We start from the raw sequence: 18,132 nt of genomic DNA on the forward strand, positions 1-18,132 counted from the left end.
TATTTTTTTAAAAATTAACATTTACACCAAACGTAAAACTTCTTATAATAGGGCTAGCACCAACTTGCACACCATAAGTTGTTGGTCCTGCATAACCAGAATTTCCGGTTTCAATACCTTCGGGATTGTATGAAGTGTAATCATCCCCCATAATGTATAATAAGTTAGTTGCTGCACCATAAATTCTAGCAGAACTTAAGCCTATTTTGGTTATTAATTTTTGATCGAAGGTATACCCTAAGGTAAAATTTCTTAATGCTATATAAGACGCGTCCTGAATACCTGAGTCCGTTTGTCTTCTGTTACCTATATAATGCTCTCCATTATGATCAGCAATACCATCATCATCAACATCAAAAGAATCTACTAACCTACCAGACCATTGTGACTCATAGTAAAGCGGGTCAATGTTATATACTTCTGCTCCTTGAGAACCTTGAAATTGCATTGATAAATCAAAAGCTTTATAGCTCATAGAAGTATTTAATCCCCAGTAGAAATCTGGAGTGGCTTGTCCTATTTTTACATAATCATCACTATTAATAACTCCATCTCCATTTTGATCCACTACATAAGATTCACCAGAAGTATTATTAGGGTGTCTTGTTGGATCTTCTAAAAATCGCATTTCTACTTCACCAATGGTTTCTAAGCCCCACATTTCACCTATTTCTCCCCCAACATAATTTCTAAAAACAGGGCCTCTACCACTTTGACCATATTGTATTTGCGGTAGTTCATCTACCGAATCTAAATCTGTAATTTCTGTATTAACAGTAGATAGGTTAGCACTAATATTCCAAGAAAAATCTTGGTTTTGAACAAGACCTGCAGAAAGTTCAAACTCTAATCCAGAACTTTTCATATCACCATTATTTACTATTATAGAAGATTGACCAACGGTTGTATAAGACACTGTTCTTCCTATTAGCATATCTTCAATATCTGAGTTGTAATAATCCACACTCAATCTAAAACGGTTATTTAGGAATCCTAAATCTATACCATAGTTCGTTTCTGTATTGGTTTGCCAGGTTAAATCTGGATTATTTACGTTTCCAGAAATTCCAAACCCAGTACCAAAAGTAGTTGGAATAGGATTTAAAAGGCTTTGTGCATCAAAATCATTTAAGAAAGAGCTTGTTCCTAAAGAACCTGTGCTAAATCTTAATTTAAGTAAATTAAAGGCATCAATATTCCAAAAGCCTTCATTATGAACATTCCAACCTAAAGACATTGCAGGAAAAACTCCATATTGTTCATTAGCTCCAAAACGAGAATCACCATCTCTCCTTAAAGAAGCTGATACTAAATAACGGTCATCATAAGCATACTGCACTCTACCAAAAACACTCTTTCTTGCTCTGGTGATCTCAGCTTCAGTTGTTGTAATATCTTCTGGATCCAATAAGTTGTAATTAATAATATCACTATTAGGGACATTAGTACCTACTAGAGAAATAGCATTGATGTAATTATTTAAAAACTCATAACCAATCACTGCATCAATATCGTGTTTGCCTATTAATTTCTTGTAATTTAAGGTTGTAGTACTTAGAATAGATGTTGCAATCCTAGTACTTTCATCTAAATCTGTTTGATCTGTACGTGCTCTGGAGTCTGCTCCAAGGCCTTGGTAATAATAATTTTGAGTATTATTTAAATCACCACCTAAAACAGCTTTTATGGTTAGACCATCTATGATTTCATATTGTAAATACGATGAAATATTAGCAAAATAGGTTTTCTGCCAAGCATCTGCATTATCCAATTTTTGAGCTGGTCCAGCATCTCCCGAGCCTCCAATACCATTATTATCTCTACCATAATGCCAATCATCCACTCTATCTCCTGGTGTTAAATCATATATGCTTGTTGGTCCAATACCACCTCTATAACCATTATCAAATGCTGCTAATCCTAATCCTTGCGCTTCTACATCTAATCCTTGTACAAATGCAATAGATTCGGCTGTGTGATAAACAGGATGAACGCCATAAGCTCTTAATAAATCTCTCATGTCGTGAGCCAAGATGTCTCTTTTCGAAGCAAAACCATTAAAGCTTAATCCAGCCTTAAATTTTTTACCTAATTTGGTATCGATGTTTAAACGAGCATTAAATCTTTCAAATCCCTGCGTTATTGCTACTCCTTCTGCATTTTGATACCCTACTGATGCAAAGTACTTGGAATTTTCAGAGCCACCTGCCATACTAAAATCATGATTAATGGTAGTACCGGTTCTAAATAACCAGTCTTCTGGACTGATGGCTCCTGGTGAGTTTTCATACGCACTTAATCTATATTCCACAAATGCTGGGTCAACTTGAGATAAATCCCAATTACCAGCAGCAATTTCTTCTCTCGAAATTGCAGCCCATTCTGGTCCTGATTTTAAGATGTTCTTACGATATTTATTTGAAAAACTAACGTAGGCATTATAGCTAAATTGCGGCTGACCCAATTTACCTTTTTTTGTTGTTACTAAAATAACTCCATTAGCACCGTTAGCACCATAAATAGCTGCCGAAGCTGCATCTTTTAAGACTTCTAAACTTTCAATGTCATTAGGGTTTACAGTGGCTAAATTTCCTGAAATTTGATAACCATCCACTATAATTAATGGCCCTGAATCACCAGCAAGAGAAGACGCTGCTCTTATTTGAATTTTTGGGTTTGCACCTGGTTCAGGATTTTGATTTTGAATAAAAACACCGGATAATTTACCTGCCAGTGCTTCATCCACTCGAGTTGCTTGTATGGCCGCTACATCACTTCCTTTAACTTGTGCAATAGCGCCAGTATTGTGTGATTTTTTTCTTGTTCCGTATCCTACAACTACGATTTCATCCAATGCTTCAGAATCTTCTGTCATGGTGAGATCTAATGTTGTTTGCCCCGAAATTGATATAGTTTCTGTAGTAAGCCCTACGTAAGAGAATTGTAGTATATCTCCTGCTTTTACATTTATAGAGTATTTTCCATCAAAATCTGTTACGACTCCGGTATTAGTTCCTGTTATAAGGACACTCACTCCAGGAATAGGTGAATTTGTCTCTGCAGATGTTACTGTACCCCTTAACTCATAATTTTCTTGTGCATATGAGGTAAAATGATACAATAGCGATAGTACTATGATTAAAAATTTTTTAAGCTTCATGTGTAATTGTTTCATTGTTTAGTTTTGTTTTAGACATAAGCATATAGCCTTTTTCTAAGCTATTTTGACTTGTGTGTAATTCGATTACTTAACTAAACATTAACAAGAGCAAAATTTCAACCATGTTATGATTTGTTATATTTGCAATTGCATGTTTACCTAGGTAATAGTGCGCTATTATTCGTTTTAATTAACTTCTCCCTCTAACTTGAAGTGATTATAGAATAATATAAGAGGATGGGTCTTACCTGTCCTTTTTTATTTTACTGTGTGGATTCACATAGGCGTGGTTTTTAATTAGTATTACAATAATTATATAAATCTTCAAAATGCGTTTTTAGGCTTTCGGTAGCTTGATAGGGATCTTTATTTCTTATAGCGTCCACTATATTTTGATGTTCCTGTATTAGAGTAGAAAAATTTGTTTGATCACAAATTTTATTAGCAACTAAATTGGTGATTATCTCAGGAGTGATAACAAGCATTAATGAGTTGATAACACTATTACAGCTAGCTTCGGCAACCTTAAGATGAAATAGTAAATCTTCGTCTACAGCGTTTTGACCGTTAATAGATTTTTCTATATATGCCTGATGTGCTTTTTCAATTTGGCACAATTGCTTTTCAGTTCTTCTTATAGCTGCTAGTTTTACTGCTTTTGTTTCCAGTATTAATCTTGTTTCTACTAAAGATTTAAAATGTGGTATTTGTAAATGCAAGATGTTAGCCATCATTGAATTCAAAGCACCAACACCAATTTTGGAAACAAAAGTTCCGCTCTTTGGATATCTTTTTACTAATCCATAAAATTCTAATTTTTGTATAGCTAATCTTAATTGACTTCTACTAGCGTTAAATTTCTGAGATAGTGTTCTTTCTGAAGGTAATTTGTCTCCAGGTTCAAGTTGACGAGTAATAATTAGTTCTCTTATTTTTGATATTACCGTTTCTACTTCATCTTTGGGGGATAATGGGTCTGGTTCTAGGTTAATTCTCATAATTTTAAATTGGTCAACCAAATTGGTTAACCAAATATAAGAGAAATATTTTAACCTACGTATTTTTAATGTTAAAAAATGGTGATAATGATAAAAAAAAGTTCTTATTTATTCATTATTGTTATATGGAGAGTAGTGTGTTAAGTGAAATTTACTTTAAGAATATTAAATAAAAAAGGCCGAGTACATTGTACTCGGCCACATTTTTTTGAGTTAAAAAACTAATAAAAACTAATCCCCATTGTCCTCATCTTTATTTTCGTCATTTTTTTTCTGTTCTTCTTTTTTCTTTTTTTCTTCAGCTTTTTTACGTTTTTCTTCTTCTTTCTTCTTTCTCTTTTCTTCTTTTAAACGTTTTTTATCTTCTTTCTTTTTGCGTTTCTCATCTTCTTTTTTAGCTTTTTCTTGCTCTTTTTGAAGCTTATCATAAGCGGCATCCACATCCTCATCTTCCTTTTCTTCTTTGGCTTGTTTTTCTTCTTCTTTTTGCTCTTTCTCTTTTTCAGGATCAATATCTTTCTCCATTTCTTCCAGCTTCTTAAGTTCCTCATCAATTTTCTTTAACTCATCATCTACACCATCATCTTGTTCCATTTTGTCAAGTTCAGCATCTATATCCTCGATCATTTTCTGTTTTTCTTTTTCAGCTTTGATTCGAGCTTTTTCTGCTTGCTTGGCTTCTTTAGCTTCACGCTTTAATCTTCTACGTTCTTCTTTCTGAAACTTTTTATCGTCTTTCTTATCTTGTTTTTCCTTTTCAATTCGTTCACGTTCCAAACGTTGTTCTGTTCTTCTCTCATCCAGATCTTGTTCCATAGCATCTCTATGACTTCCATCTTCAAAATCATTGATGAATGGTGTTTTTTCAAGTTTTAAGCTATCATTTTCTAGTTCTTCAAATTCTTGATTGATATTTAGGCTATCACTTTCTTTTTTATTTAATTCTTCCTCACCTTCTTTTTCTTTTATACCACTTTCAAAACCTGGTTTTTCGATAATTTCATCTTTATAATGCCAGTCGAATCTATAAGAAGCACCGACACTGACTCTAAAAATTGAAGGAGTATCTTTAAAGTTAGTGGCTATATTGGCGTCAATTTGTAAATCATTATTGAATAAATATGCTCCACCTAGCCTAAGTATGTTATCACTATAAAAATCACTTTTTTGCCCTTGATATTCTCCAAAGACGGCCCATTTATTATTGAGTGTATGCGTACTGGTTATAAACCAACCATATGCAGGATTATCTGTAGTTATTTTATCAATCACAAGGTTTGTTACAAGAACCCAACTACCAGCATTACTCGTCCACCAGTTGTTTTGTGTCATTAGTACAATTTTTGGGCTAATTGTTTGATCGGTAGGAAAAGTAAAAGCATTATCTGCGTTTACGTAATTCATACCTACGTATGCTGATACAGCAGGAATAAGGCTTTTCCATTTGAACCTGTATCTTTCTTTCCAGCTTTTTAATTCATCATAATTTATTGAATCTTGATCTTTTGGCTTTTTGTATGGATCATAAATAAGGTATTTAACTCCAATAGTATTGTATTCAAAATCTGTTTTTCTTATTTTTTCTTCGTTAGCTCCAACGGTTTGTTTAATACCATCAGTTCTAAAACTACCATTTAGATTAATTTCTAATTGTTCAATAAGTAATCCATATCTAATTGTATAATCGAAATTAAAAGTATTTGTTTTAGTGTCAAACAGTTTATGCTTTTCTTTTCCAACACCAAATCCACCTTCTATTTGTAATACATTATTACCAACAGAGAAAGCACCTTGAGATGTTCCAGGTCTATTAGTGTTAATTTTCTCAGTGTATTGCGCAGATGCAGTTAAGCCAAGTAGGAATAGGCTAACTAACAGTAGCAAGGATTTAGGGCTCATATTCAATAGATTTGGTTCAAATATAGCAGATTTTATCATTTTTTTAGGATTGACTTCATGTAATTGTATAGAGAGTTCCTTATTTTTGAAAAAAAATAATATGCAAGAGGCTTCTTTCTCAGGAGTATTAAAGGTAATTCTCATTCTGTTATTAATATATTACGGATTAAAGATACTAACGCGTTTATTTGGCCCTCTATTGCTTAAATATGTAACAAAGAAAGCTGGGGAAAAGTTTCAGCAACAATTTCAACAACATCAACAGCCTCAATCTTCGCCAAAGGATGATGTTACTATAGATAAAAAAACTAAACAAAAATCTGCTAATAAAGATGTGGGAGAGTACATCGATTTTGAGGAAATTGATTAATTTGCCGCTTCATTAGTAAATTGTTTCGCACATGATGTCTTATCTAAAAAGATTCTTACCTCATTTACTTGTTATTTTAGGTTTTATAATTGCTTCCCTAGCTTTTTTCAACCCTGTTCTTAGTGGAAAAATGATATATCAGAATGATATTAAACTGTATGAGGGTATGGCTAAACAGCAGAAGGACTTTCGTAAAGAGACAGGAAAAGAAACTTTTTGGAACAATTCTGCTTATGGAGGAATGCCTACCTATCAGTTAGGGGCAAGGTTTCCTCATGATTATATGGACAAGTTGGATCGTTTGATTCGATTTTTGCCAAGACCAGCAGATTATTTATTTCTATATCTTACTAGCTTTTACATTCTATTGTTGGTAATGAGAATACCATGGAAAATAGCAATTATCGGAGCATTAGCATTTGGGTTTTCAGCATATCTTATCATAATTATTGGAGTGGGGCATAACTCAAAAGCGCACGCAATTGCTTATTTTCCTCTCGTAATATCAGGAATTTTACTAGTTTTTCAGAAACGATATGTCTGGGGGTTTATCCTTACAGCATTGGCTATGGGGTTAGAAATCCAGGCTAATCATTATCAGATGACGTATTACCTTGGGTTGTTAGTATTTGTTATCGGAGTAACTTATTTTATTGATGCTTTTAAAAGAAAAGAATTGCCACATTTCTTTAAGTCCTCTGTGATATTAATTATTGCTGCTATATTAGGATTAGCAACCAATGCTACTACATTGTTATCTACATCTGAATATGCTGATACGAGTATAAGGGGAAAGAATTTATTAGCGGAAACAACCGCTACCTCTTCAGAGAAGAATGGATTAGATTATGAATATATAACAGAGTATAGTTATGGTAAATTAGAATCGTTAAATCTTTTTATCCCTAAGTTAATGGGATTAGGTAGAGCTTCTGATTTAGGTAAAGATTCTGCTTTTTATCAAAAATTGATAACGTTAGGTGAATCTCCAGAACGTGCAGATTATTACGCCAATGTTACGGGATTATATTGGGGAGCACAACCTTTTGTAGAAGCACCTCCATATCTTGGGATCACTGTAGTGTTTCTTGCATTGCTAGGATTGTTATTAGTTAAAGGTAGATTAAGATGGTGGCTTTTAGGAGGTATTATTTTATCACTTGCATTGAGTTGGGGTAAGAATTTAGATTTTCTGACTCGTTTCTTTGTAGAGTATGTTCCTTTATACAATAAATTTAGAGCAGTTTCTAGTATTCAGGTTATTCTGGAATTAGTAATACCAATTGCAGCAGTATTTGGGCTTTATCAACTGTTTAATGAAAAGACTTCATTTCAGGAGAGGCAAAAGAAATTTTTAATATCAATAGGCGTTTTTGGTGGTTTATGTATGATTTTCTGGTTATTTGGAGGTAGCTTATTTAGTTTTAAATCTCCTGGCGATGTTCAAATAGCAATAGAACAACCCGCTATTTTTGATGCGATTAAAGAAGATCGTATCACGATTATGAAAAGTGATAGCTTAAGGTCACTCATTTTTATAGTATTAATTGGTGCTTTAATCTGGTTTACCTTAAAGAAAAAACTTTCTGAAAACATCATGTTAATCGGTGTGGGTATTCTTATTCTGATAGATTTAGTTGGTGTAGATCGTCGTAGTGTGGATAGTGATTCATTTATCTCCAAACGAACATATAAATCTTATTTTCAGGCTACAGCGGTAGATAAAGAAATTTTAAAAGATAAATCTTATTATAGAGTATTGGACCAAGCAAGAGGGTTTAATAATTCACATACCAATTATTTCTTTAATTCAGTAAATGGATATTCTGCAGTACGCCCAAGAAAAATGGAAGACATCTTTTTTGGTCATATAGCAAAAGGAAACCTGCAAGTTGTTAATATGCTTAATATAAAGTATGTGATACAGCAAGATGAAGAGAGACGTTTGGATGTACAGAAGAACCCTTCTGTAAATGGTCCAGCCTGGTTTATAGAAGAATTAAAGTTTGTAGATGGCTATAAATCAGAATTTGAGGCTTTAAACGCTATAGACACCAAGAATACTGCTGTTGTTAGAAATGATTTTAGAGAGGAATTAGAGGATTATAAACCTTTTAAAGATAGCACTTCGACTGTTTCTATATCTAAAACAACACCGGACCACTTAGCTTATAACGTATATACAGAAAAACCTGGGTTTCTTGTTTTTTCTGAAACGTATTATAAAGATGGATGGAATGCGATTATTGATGGAAAATCAGAGATCATTTTCCCAGTTAACTATATGCTAAGAGGTTTAAAAGTTCCAGCGGGTAAGCATACCATAGAATTTAAATTCGAACCACAAGTGGTTAAGACAGGAAGTACAATTACTTTAGCAAGTTCTATTATCTTTGTTTTATTATTTCTCGGTGCGTTGTTTTTGGAATATAAAAAACGGAAAACTGACGTTTCAGAAGAGAATTCATAATTGATTTTGAAAGTATTACTTATCACATATTATTGGCCACCTGCAGGAGGTCCTGGAGTACAACGATGGCTTAAATTTGTAAAATACTTTAAAGACTTTGGGATTGACCCTATAGTTTATATTCCAGAAAATCCAACATATCCTTTAGAGGATGCATCATTGCTTTCGGAGGTTCCTGAGGGAACTACAATTATAAAACAGCCTATTTTTGAACCCTATCGTTTTGCTGAAATTTTTTCTAAAAAGGAATCCAAAACTATTAGTAAGGGTATTATAGCCAAAAGCGAGAAGCAATCTTTTGTACAGAGATTATTATTGTATATAAGAGGTAATTTTTTTATTCCAGATGCGCGTAAATTTTGGATAAAACCGTCTGTAAAATTTCTTGAAGCATATATTTCTAAAGAAAACGTAGATGTTATAATCACAACAGGTCCACCGCATAGTGTTCACTTGATAGGGAAGGAGTTAAAAGAAAAACTGAATGTTAAATGGATAGCAGACTTTAGAGATCCTTGGACCACGATTGGTTATCATAATAAATTAAAGCTTACAAAACGCTCTTTAGCTAAACATAAACAATTAGAAAAGGAGGTTTTAACCTGCGCAGATCGTTTAACCGTAACAAGTTATATTACTAAAGAAGAATTTGAAGAGATAACAAATCAACCTGTATCAGTTATTACTAACGGATATGACACTGAAATAGTTGCTGAAGTAAAATTAGATAAAGAATTTACAATTTCTCATATAGGTTCACTGCTTTCTGGTAGAAATCCAGAAAAGTTATGGCAAGTGCTTTATGATCTTACTCAAGAAAATATTGATTTTTCTAAAGCTTTTAAAATTAGATTAGTAGGAGCAGTAAGTGAGGATGTATTATCCTCTATTAAAGAAGCGGGTTTATCAAGTTTTTTAGATATTAAAGGATATGTTTCTCATAAAGAAGCAATAGAAATTCAACGAAGCTCACAAGTTTTATTGTTGATAGAGATTGATAGTGATGAAACTAAATGTATCATACCGGGTAAATTATTTGAATATATGGTTTCTAAAAGACCTATTTTGGCTATTGGTCCAAAAGGAGCTGATATTTCAAAATTAATACGAGAAACAAATTCTGGTAATTTCTTTGAATATAATGAGTATAACGAAATTAAAAAAACGGTACTCACTTACTTTGAAAAATTTCAAGAACATAAGTTAATAGCATATACCCAAGGAATTGAAAAATATAGTAGGAGGGAGCTCACAAGAGAAATGTCCTTATTGCTGAAAAGTTTAGAAAGTAACATTTAAGATAAAGCCTAAGCGTTAAATAATGGGAATAGTAGTTAATCAATCCATAAAGAATGTAATCATTACCTGTTTGGGTTTTGGGATCGGTGCGATTAACACATTGTTTCTGTTTACTAAATTTTTAGAAGAGGAGTATTATGGCCTGGTTTCTTATTTGCTATCCGCCTCTAATTTGATATGGCCTTTGATGGCATTCGGTGTTCATAATACATTGGTAAAATTTTATTCTGCATACACTAGTAAAAGTGAGCAAAACAAGTTCCTGACTATGATGCTTGTTTTACCAATGTGTATCGCATTATTCGTTGGTGCTATAGGATCTGCGTTGTATTCTTATATTCTTGATTTTTTTAGTGAAGACAATACAATTGTACAACCTTATGTTTGGACGATTTATATCTTGGCTATTGCGTTATCTTATTTTGAAATATTTTTTGCTTGGTCTAAAGTGAAAATGAAAAGTGTCTTCGGCAATATCTTGAAAGAATTATTCGTACGAATATGCGTTATGATTCTTTTGATTCTTGTGTCTTTTGAAATAATCACAGTTCAGGAATTCATATATGCCATTGTAATCGTATATATGCTGAGATTAGTTATTATGCTTATATATGCATTGGGATTACACGAGTTTACGTTTAGTTTCTCATTACCCAGTAACTACATTTCAATTTTTAAATACTCTGTATTAATTTTATTAGCGGGATCGGTCGCCACATTATTAATAGATTTAGATAAAACTATGATCGAACGTTATCTTCCTATTGAAAATGTGGCCAAGTATGGTATCTGCGCTTATATTGCTAGCGTGATTATCATTCCATCTAGGGCGATGCATCAGATCACATATCCATTAACAGCTAAATTGATAAATGAAAAGGGGTTTGTGCAACTGCGTGAATTATATAAAAAAAGTTCTTTGAATCTTTTTGCAATTAGTGGATTACTATTTATACTGATCATATGTAATGTTAATGAGCTTTTTGAACTGATTCCAGATGAATATGAATTGTTTATATGGGTAGTATTGTTAATTGGAGGCGCTAAGTTATTTGACAACTTATTAGGGAATAATAATTCTATATTATTCAATTCTGATTATTATCGATTGATTTTATATATAGGAATTGGTATGGCAATTCTAGCATTTATTCTTAATTGGATTTGTATTCCAGCTTTTGGTGTAACTGGAGCGGCTATTGCTACTTTTACTGCTGTGTTTTGTTACAATTTGGCAAAGTTATGGATTGTTAGTGTCAAGTTTAAAATGCATCCATTTTCCAAAAACACTTTAATAACAATGACATTGATTATTGTATTTGTGTTTGGGTTTTATTTTTGGGATTTTGGATTTCATCCAATAGTAAATATTATGTTGAAAAGTGGTTTAATCGGAGCAGGATATATTATTTTGTTATATCTTCTTAAGATATCAGAAGATATTAATGATATACTAAAGAAAATCCCCCGAGGTGCCTAAGCATACAACTCTGGGGGATTTTCCAACTAACCAACCAAAAAAATAAATTCTTTATAATTTTTTAACTTCTACTTCTAGCAGTACGCGATCTTGAATTGTTTGATCTTGCGGATCTGTTAGAAGAGTTACTTCTTTGTTTTTTTACTTTTGATCTAGAACTATTTGTTCCTTTATTAGTATATCGACTGTTATTAGAACGTTTTGTTACATTTCCAGAACGATTACTTCTATTAGTTCTATTAGTTCCTACTTTGTTGTTATTTCTTGTAGACCTGTTTCCAACCGTATTTCTGCTTCGCTGAGATCTTTGAGTTGACTGTACTCTATCTCTATTATTAGTACTTCTAGGTTTTGATACTACTCTATTCCTGTTAGAACCATTGGTAGCCGTATTTCTGCTTCTTTGAGTTGTTTGTACACGACTTCTATTTTGAGTTCCTCTAGTATTAGTTCTTGCACGATCTCTAGATTGAGTACTTCTGTTTGCAGTTCGAGTTCTAGTTGAGTTTCTTGATGTATTATCATTTACCCTAGCTCTATTTCTGTTTACAGATGTTGATCTACTGCGATTTACAGTACTATAATTACGATCGTTTCTAGTGTACATCGCCGTTCTTCTATCACGATTCCTATAGCTAATGTTTCTAGCTCTACTAACTCTATTACCTCTGTTGTAACTAGTTACTCTTTGGTTAGGTCTGTAGTAGTTACGACTTCTGTAAGGTTTAGCATAGTATCCGTTATAATAGTTTGTTCTATATACATTAAAAGAACATCTATATGGGTTATAAAACCTTCTGTAAGGTCTATTGAATACAATACATCTACTTACTACTGGTACCGAAAAATAAGCGTGAAATGGTCTATATGTGTAGTGTCTATTATAATTGTTAATATATCCTGTACAGTTTATAAAATTACCATAAGAGTTATAATTCACATATAATCCTCCAACTCTAGATACTCTACCAAAACGATTATAATTAACGTATACATCACCAGCTTGACTAATTCTACCGTAGTAATCATAAAAGATAGGTACATTTTCGACCTGTACTACAGCTCCATAATCATCATATTGTACGTAGGCATCATAATCATATCCAGAATTAAAACTTATGTTTACTCCAGGTTTATTGATGTTTACACTAACGCCTCCCGTAGGTCTGTTTACGTAAAAATCAAACTGACCATCGGCATATACAGAAAACTCAACTCCGTTTTCACTAAAGATGAAAGATTTCCCATAATTATAATATCGAGAAACGGTTTCTGAATTAGTGTCTAACGCATTAGCAGTAAAAGAAGCTAATAATAAGCCGGTAAAAAGTAAAACAATATTTTTCATAATCTGTGATTTTAAAAGAAGTGTAAAATTAGTTTTTATCACTCTCTTTTATAGTATCAAGCAGCGTGCCAAAAAAAGGTTTTAAAGTGAAAATCAAAACTTTTAATGAGTTTAAATTAATTAGGTTGACGTATTTTTTGCATTTAAGTACTTGTTGTTCAGTATTTTATGTTTTTGATGTTTTTTTTAGAACGAAATGTTAACCTTGAGGAGGAAATAATCACAAAGAGATATCAATTCATCTTAAAACAAAAAAAATGAAAACTTATTTCTTAAAACTTAAATGCGTTATCACCTTATTTATGGGGTTGATCGCCCACGCAACTTTTGGGCAATGTTCCTTAGGGCAACCTAATATTTCTATACAAGCAGAAGCTTTTTCAAACATCACAATTGTTGAAGGAACAACTGTTACCTTAACTTCTCCCGTATCAGGAAGCACCTATCAGTGGACTGCTACTTTTGGAGCAAATATTAATGCCGCAAATGTTAGTGGAGCAACCACTTCTACACTAACAATAACTAACTTTAATAATGAAAATTTAGGGGGTTATAATGTAATTGTTGATGGTATAGAGCTTCCAAACAGTATTAGTCTCGGTATTTTTAATTCGAGTATTAGCGATTACGATCGTGATCGACAGGCATTAATTGGTTTATACAATGATACGAACGGAAAGGATTGGTTAAGAAATACAAACTGGCTTACCGGACCGATGGAAACATGGGAAGGTGTTAAGGTAGAAAATTGTAGGGTTACCGGACTAAGTTTATCTTCGAATAATATGGATGGTACAATCCCATCATCTTTTAAAAATTTGACAGCATTAAAAAGAATTGGGATGAGTAATAATGATAAGCTTTCTGGAATACTAGATATATCTGATATGCTGGGATTATTACAATTATTTACTTTTAATTCGAATCTTGAGGATATTGTTTTTGGTAGTAATGTACTGTTACAATCTATAGAAATACAGAATAATCCATTTATAGTGGGAAAAACAATAGATATTTCCTCTATGAGACAGTTAATTGATTTAAATATCTCTAATTTGGGATTAGATAATCTTATAGTTTCCGCTACCGGAGATTATAATAATTTGCAGAATTTTAGAATTCGAGATAATAATATTTCTGGAATTTTGGATATTTCTAATATGCCAAATTTAAAAACTTGTTTTGCTCATAATAATCAATTTACTGATTTTATTTTAGGGACTGGTGCTGAGTTGCAAAGATTCTATTTTTACAATAACCCAGTAGTTTCAGGAGGAGAAAAGGATATTTCCGGTATGAGAAAATTAATAGAGTTTAATGTAAAAGGACTGGGTTTAAGTACGTTGATTATATCTGGTATGTATAACGAGATGTTAAATCTTATTATAAGAGATAATAACCTAGGAGGTGCATTGGATATTTCTAATATGCCAAAAATTAGGACTTGTAGTGCAGATAATAATGATTTTGAAGAATTGATATTACCTTCGAATGTGTTTGGGGATAGTAGGACTTTAAATAATCTATATGTACGAAACAATAAATTGGATTTTGGAGATCTTCTTCTCTATAACAGTACATTTGAATCTTTTAATTTCAGCTATAACCCTCAACAAGATGTACCTACAGAAGTAGTTGGTAATAGAGTTTCCGTAGATGTTGATGGTATGGACATGGGTAATGTGTATACCTGGACACCTCCAAGACTAGTAAATGAAAGCTTTTTTATAGCAACAGTTGATGGGTTGTATTCTTGTGCAGTAACCAATACTACTGGCGGACCAACAGGCCTTGGCGTTCCCGGATTAACGATACAAAGTATTCCTGAACCGGTTGTGGTAACCTCTACCAGATCCACAGATGACTCATCATTTGATAAAAGATTTGATCGAAATGAAGAAATAAAAGTTTACCCTAATCCTATTAAAAAAGGTACGTCTATTTATAGCGATGTTAGTTTAGGTATTATTAAACCAGTTAATTTTACGCTGTATTCATTGAATGGTAAGAAAATGAAAGAATTTAATTTTGAAGGAAAAGTTGGTCTTAATACGTTTCAATTGAATTCTGAAGGATTATCGTCTGGACAATATATTTTGACTTCAGAGTTTGGAGCAAAGAAAGTATCTAGTATGATTATTATTCAATAAGATTTTCTGAAAATAATAAGAGAGTATTTTCGAAATACTCTCTTATTATCTTATTTACCTAAACACTATTTCGGAAACAAACTAGCATCTATATTAGGAACTACTTTTAGAGCATTTTTATAATAGATTTTTTTTAAGACTTCATCATTCAAATCTAATCCATACATTTTCCAGAATGCGTGATATCTTTTATAATATGGGAAATATTCATCATCAGATTCTAATACTCTAAAATAAGTATAGTATTCTTCTGGTTTCCACGAATCTTTTCCGAACATTACTCTATCCTGGTATTTAGTTAAGAATGCTTTGGCATTGCGAGGTTGTCGTCCTAGCTCAGCAATTACAGCTCCGATTTCGGAATACATATTTGGTATTTCATCCATTAGTTTAGCAAGTTTTGCTAAATTATTACCATACCACCCTAAATGTGCATTGATAAACTTAGTGTTTTTGTGTTTCCTGAAAATGTTATGTTGTTCTTGTATAATAGTTTCCCAAGAGCCAGTTACATTACTATCTCTTTTTCTTCTGGAACGTAGCTTTAATTCTAACCAACGTTCATTTTGATTATCGTGCGCATCCCAGAAAGGTTTTGGGTCGGCAGCATGGATTAATACAGGTATTCCCAATTCGCCACATTTTTCCCAAACTGGTCCTATACGAGGATCATCAATTTTTATTCTATTCCCATTACTATCCTTGCTATCCATTCCTTGGCTTTTGTATATTTTTAAACCATTTGCGCCAAGAGCAACATCTTTTTCTATCTGAGCAACAGTTTTAGTTGTCCAGTTAGGATCATCGATGCCTTCTAGTTTAATATTCGTAAAAACAATAAAACGATTGGGGTGATTGGTTTTTACATTTTCTAAAGCTCCCTTAAGATGTTCATCAGATCCTCTTCCACGTCCAGATAAATTAACCATTACCGCCATGTTCAATTTATTCATTTCTGATACAACTTCACTAAGATCCTGAGTAGGCATCCTAAATTGGTGATTATGAACATCAATAAAAGGAAACTTAGCCTTTTTTATAATAGTTTCGGGAACTACTAGGGTAGAAGGTGGATCATAATCTTCGAATTCCATTTTTTGAGCAGTGGCTTGATTCACTAAAAAAACAAAAAGTAGTAACAACGAGAATTTGTGAAATTTCATAAGAAGAATGAGTTTTTAATATTATTGACATAAATATAAAATAATCACCCTGTTTGGAAGAAAGCTTAACATTTTTAGTTAAAAAAAAACAGAAAGCCCGTTACTAAGACAGTAACGGGCTTTCCAACAACTAACCAACTAACTAATTTATACTAGTCATCATCTTGATCACTAGATTTCTTTTTTCTTTTTCTATTCTTATAATGATGATCATTACGATTGTGATCATCTTGATCATAATAGTTTGATCTAGCATTAAAGTTATAATATGGATCGTGGGTTATACTACATCCATCAACTCCACAATAACCACATCCTGTATAATGGATATTACCTTCTATATGTTTGATTCTACCTCTTTTTCCGTAATAGATACGTAATCCACCAACCTGAGCTAATTTTCCTCTTCTGTTGTATCTCATTAAGACAGAACCAATTCTTCTTACTTGATCAAATCTATTATATCCTATAGTGGTAAGACCAACACGCTTTAATCTTCCGTAGTAATCATATCTTACCGTAAAACGATTATTATATCTATAACCTCTAGTATGTCCTGGAGAATTATAGTTTCTCGAGTTTCGGTCCCAATTATTATAGTTTCTACGTTTTGGAGTTTTAAAATCAATTTCTCCATTAGGATATACAAAGAATTTTACACCGCCTTCGACAAAAACAATAGGTTGTGCATAACGATAACGTTTTGTAACCCTATCTACTTGATCCGACAATTTTTGATCGGTCGCTTGTGCAGCTGTTCCAACTAGTAACATTGCTGCAATAAAAAGTATCATTTTTTTCATAACTCAAAATGTTTTGGGTTTTTACCTACTCATTAGCTTTTCGGTTTCCGCTATTTGATTAATAAGTAACCAAATCGCGTGCCAAATTTTTTTTGGTTGTGAAATAAAACAACAGAAAAAGTGCTTAATTAATTGTTTTTCAGCAGGTTTAAAATATCTTCTGGATCTGCTCTTTCTTTATAATCTTCCTTGATAAAATCATAGATAATTGTTCCATCTTGATCAATTACATAAGTTGCTGAGATCGGTAATTGATGATCTTCATTACCATTACTCTTAATTAAATCGATACCAAATCCTTTATACACTTCTATTAAATCTTTGGGTAATGTAAACACTAGATTGAATTCATTTGCAATTTTATTATTAATATCAGAAAGAACTTCAAAGCTAAGATTGTTTTTTTCTGAGGTATTCATTGAATTATTCGGCGTTTCTGGACTTATAGCAACTAAAGTAGCTCCTAATGCTGAGAATTGATCTTGATATTTTTGTAATGATTGTAATTCAATATTGCAATATGGACACCAACCACCTCGATAAAAGGAAAGAACTACTTTTTTTGTAACGAGCAATTCTTGCACAGATATACTTGTATCTGCAGCATTAGGTAATTGTATTTCTGGTATTTTATCTCCGGTTCTTAAGGCTCTAGTTATAAGTTGACTGTCTTTAAGCCTATCAATTCCATTATTCATTATTCTATGAATTGTTTCTGGATATTTTGTAGCAGATTGTTCAGCACGTGCTTTTAATTCTTCTGTAAGTGACATTCCTTTGGTTTTTATTATTTAAAGGCTTAGCCGAAATATTGTTCTTCACTTTACAGAATTTTGTATTACAGTTTTGTTAATGTTTGAATGGTGTAAAATTAGTGTAGTATTATTTCTAAAATTTATAGAGGATTTTAAGAGCTTGTTTAAAAAGACATATGAATAGATATTTGTTGTTAACTATTTGTAAACGAGATTAATGCGGATTGACGAGTAAAA

General features: G+C 32.4%; 12 protein-coding genes. 5 read left to right on the top strand and 7 right to left on the bottom strand.

Annotation, left to right across the window (positions count from 1 at the left end; all coding sequences use genetic code 11):
- Positions 1-7: 7 nt before the first annotated feature.
- From Q0975_RS22175 to Q0975_RS22185, 3 genes are all read right to left on the bottom strand, one after another.
- On the bottom strand, positions 8-3,175 hold the full coding sequence (locus Q0975_RS22175; protein WP_299440796.1) for a TonB-dependent receptor: 3,168 nt from the start codon (positions 3,173-3,175) through the stop codon (positions 8-10).
- Positions 3,176-3,453: 278 nt separating this feature from the next.
- Positions 3,454-4,158 (bottom strand): FadR/GntR family transcriptional regulator, encoded by a 705-nt coding sequence (locus Q0975_RS22180; RefSeq protein WP_299440799.1) that lies wholly within the window; start codon positions 4,156-4,158, stop codon positions 3,454-3,456.
- A 231-nt stretch (positions 4,159-4,389) separates the two neighbouring features.
- Positions 4,390-6,057, bottom strand: coding sequence for a transporter (locus tag Q0975_RS22185; protein WP_299440802.1), 1,668 nt, complete (start codon positions 6,055-6,057; stop codon positions 4,390-4,392).
- Positions 6,058-6,142: 85 nt separating this feature from the next.
- On the opposite strand from Q0975_RS22185, the gene Q0975_RS22190 reads away from it, so the two are divergent.
- Genes Q0975_RS22190 through Q0975_RS22205 form a run of 4 tightly spaced genes read left to right on the top strand, consistent with a single transcriptional unit; the run spans position 6,143 to position 11,676 of the window.
- Positions 6,143-6,427: a DUF4834 family protein gene (locus tag Q0975_RS22190; protein WP_366889394.1), complete on the top strand. Its 285-nt coding sequence runs from the start codon at positions 6,143-6,145 to the stop codon at positions 6,425-6,427.
- A gap of 31 nt (positions 6,428-6,458) precedes the next feature.
- Positions 6,459-8,897: a YfhO family protein gene (locus Q0975_RS22195; protein ID WP_299440805.1), complete on the top strand. Its 2,439-nt coding sequence runs from the start codon at positions 6,459-6,461 to the stop codon at positions 8,895-8,897.
- 3 nt (positions 8,898-8,900) lie between these two features.
- Positions 8,901-10,196, top strand: coding sequence for a glycosyltransferase family 4 protein (locus Q0975_RS22200; RefSeq protein ID WP_299440946.1), 1,296 nt, complete (start codon positions 8,901-8,903; stop codon positions 10,194-10,196).
- Positions 10,197-10,218: 22 nt separating this feature from the next.
- Entirely contained in the window at positions 10,219-11,676 is a 1,458-nt protein-coding gene (locus Q0975_RS22205) for a polysaccharide biosynthesis C-terminal domain-containing protein (protein WP_299440808.1), read from the top strand.
- Positions 11,677-11,737: 61 nt separating this feature from the next.
- Here the strand turns inward: Q0975_RS22205 and Q0975_RS22210 are convergent, their stop codons facing one another.
- Complete coding sequence (locus tag Q0975_RS22210; protein ID WP_299440810.1) at positions 11,738-13,024, bottom strand: hypothetical protein; 1,287 nt, start codon at positions 13,022-13,024, stop codon at positions 11,738-11,740.
- Positions 13,025-13,281: 257 nt separating this feature from the next.
- Here Q0975_RS22210 and Q0975_RS22215 point away from each other — a divergent pair, with 257 nt between their 5' ends.
- On the top strand, positions 13,282-15,174 hold the full coding sequence (locus tag Q0975_RS22215) for a T9SS type A sorting domain-containing protein (protein WP_299440813.1): 1,893 nt from the start codon (positions 13,282-13,284) through the stop codon (positions 15,172-15,174).
- Between the two features lie 65 nt (positions 15,175-15,239).
- Here the strand turns inward: Q0975_RS22215 and Q0975_RS22220 are convergent, their stop codons facing one another.
- The 3 genes from Q0975_RS22220 to Q0975_RS22230 form a co-directional block, all read right to left on the bottom strand.
- The gene (locus tag Q0975_RS22220) at positions 15,240-16,337 is read right to left on the bottom strand and encodes an amidohydrolase family protein (protein ID WP_299440816.1); all 1,098 of its coding nucleotides are present in this window, start codon (positions 16,335-16,337) and stop codon (positions 15,240-15,242) included.
- A 152-nt stretch (positions 16,338-16,489) separates the two neighbouring features.
- Positions 16,490-17,140 (bottom strand): hypothetical protein, encoded by a 651-nt coding sequence (locus tag Q0975_RS22225; protein ID WP_299440819.1) that lies wholly within the window; start codon positions 17,138-17,140, stop codon positions 16,490-16,492.
- 128 nt (positions 17,141-17,268) lie between these two features.
- On the bottom strand, positions 17,269-17,913 hold the full coding sequence (locus Q0975_RS22230; protein ID WP_299440822.1) for a peroxiredoxin-like family protein: 645 nt from the start codon (positions 17,911-17,913) through the stop codon (positions 17,269-17,271).
- Positions 17,914-18,132 lie beyond the last annotated feature (219 nt).

This window comes from uncultured Aquimarina sp. (genome assembly GCF_947500065.1).
Classification (GTDB): domain Bacteria; phylum Bacteroidota; class Bacteroidia; order Flavobacteriales; family Flavobacteriaceae; genus Aquimarina.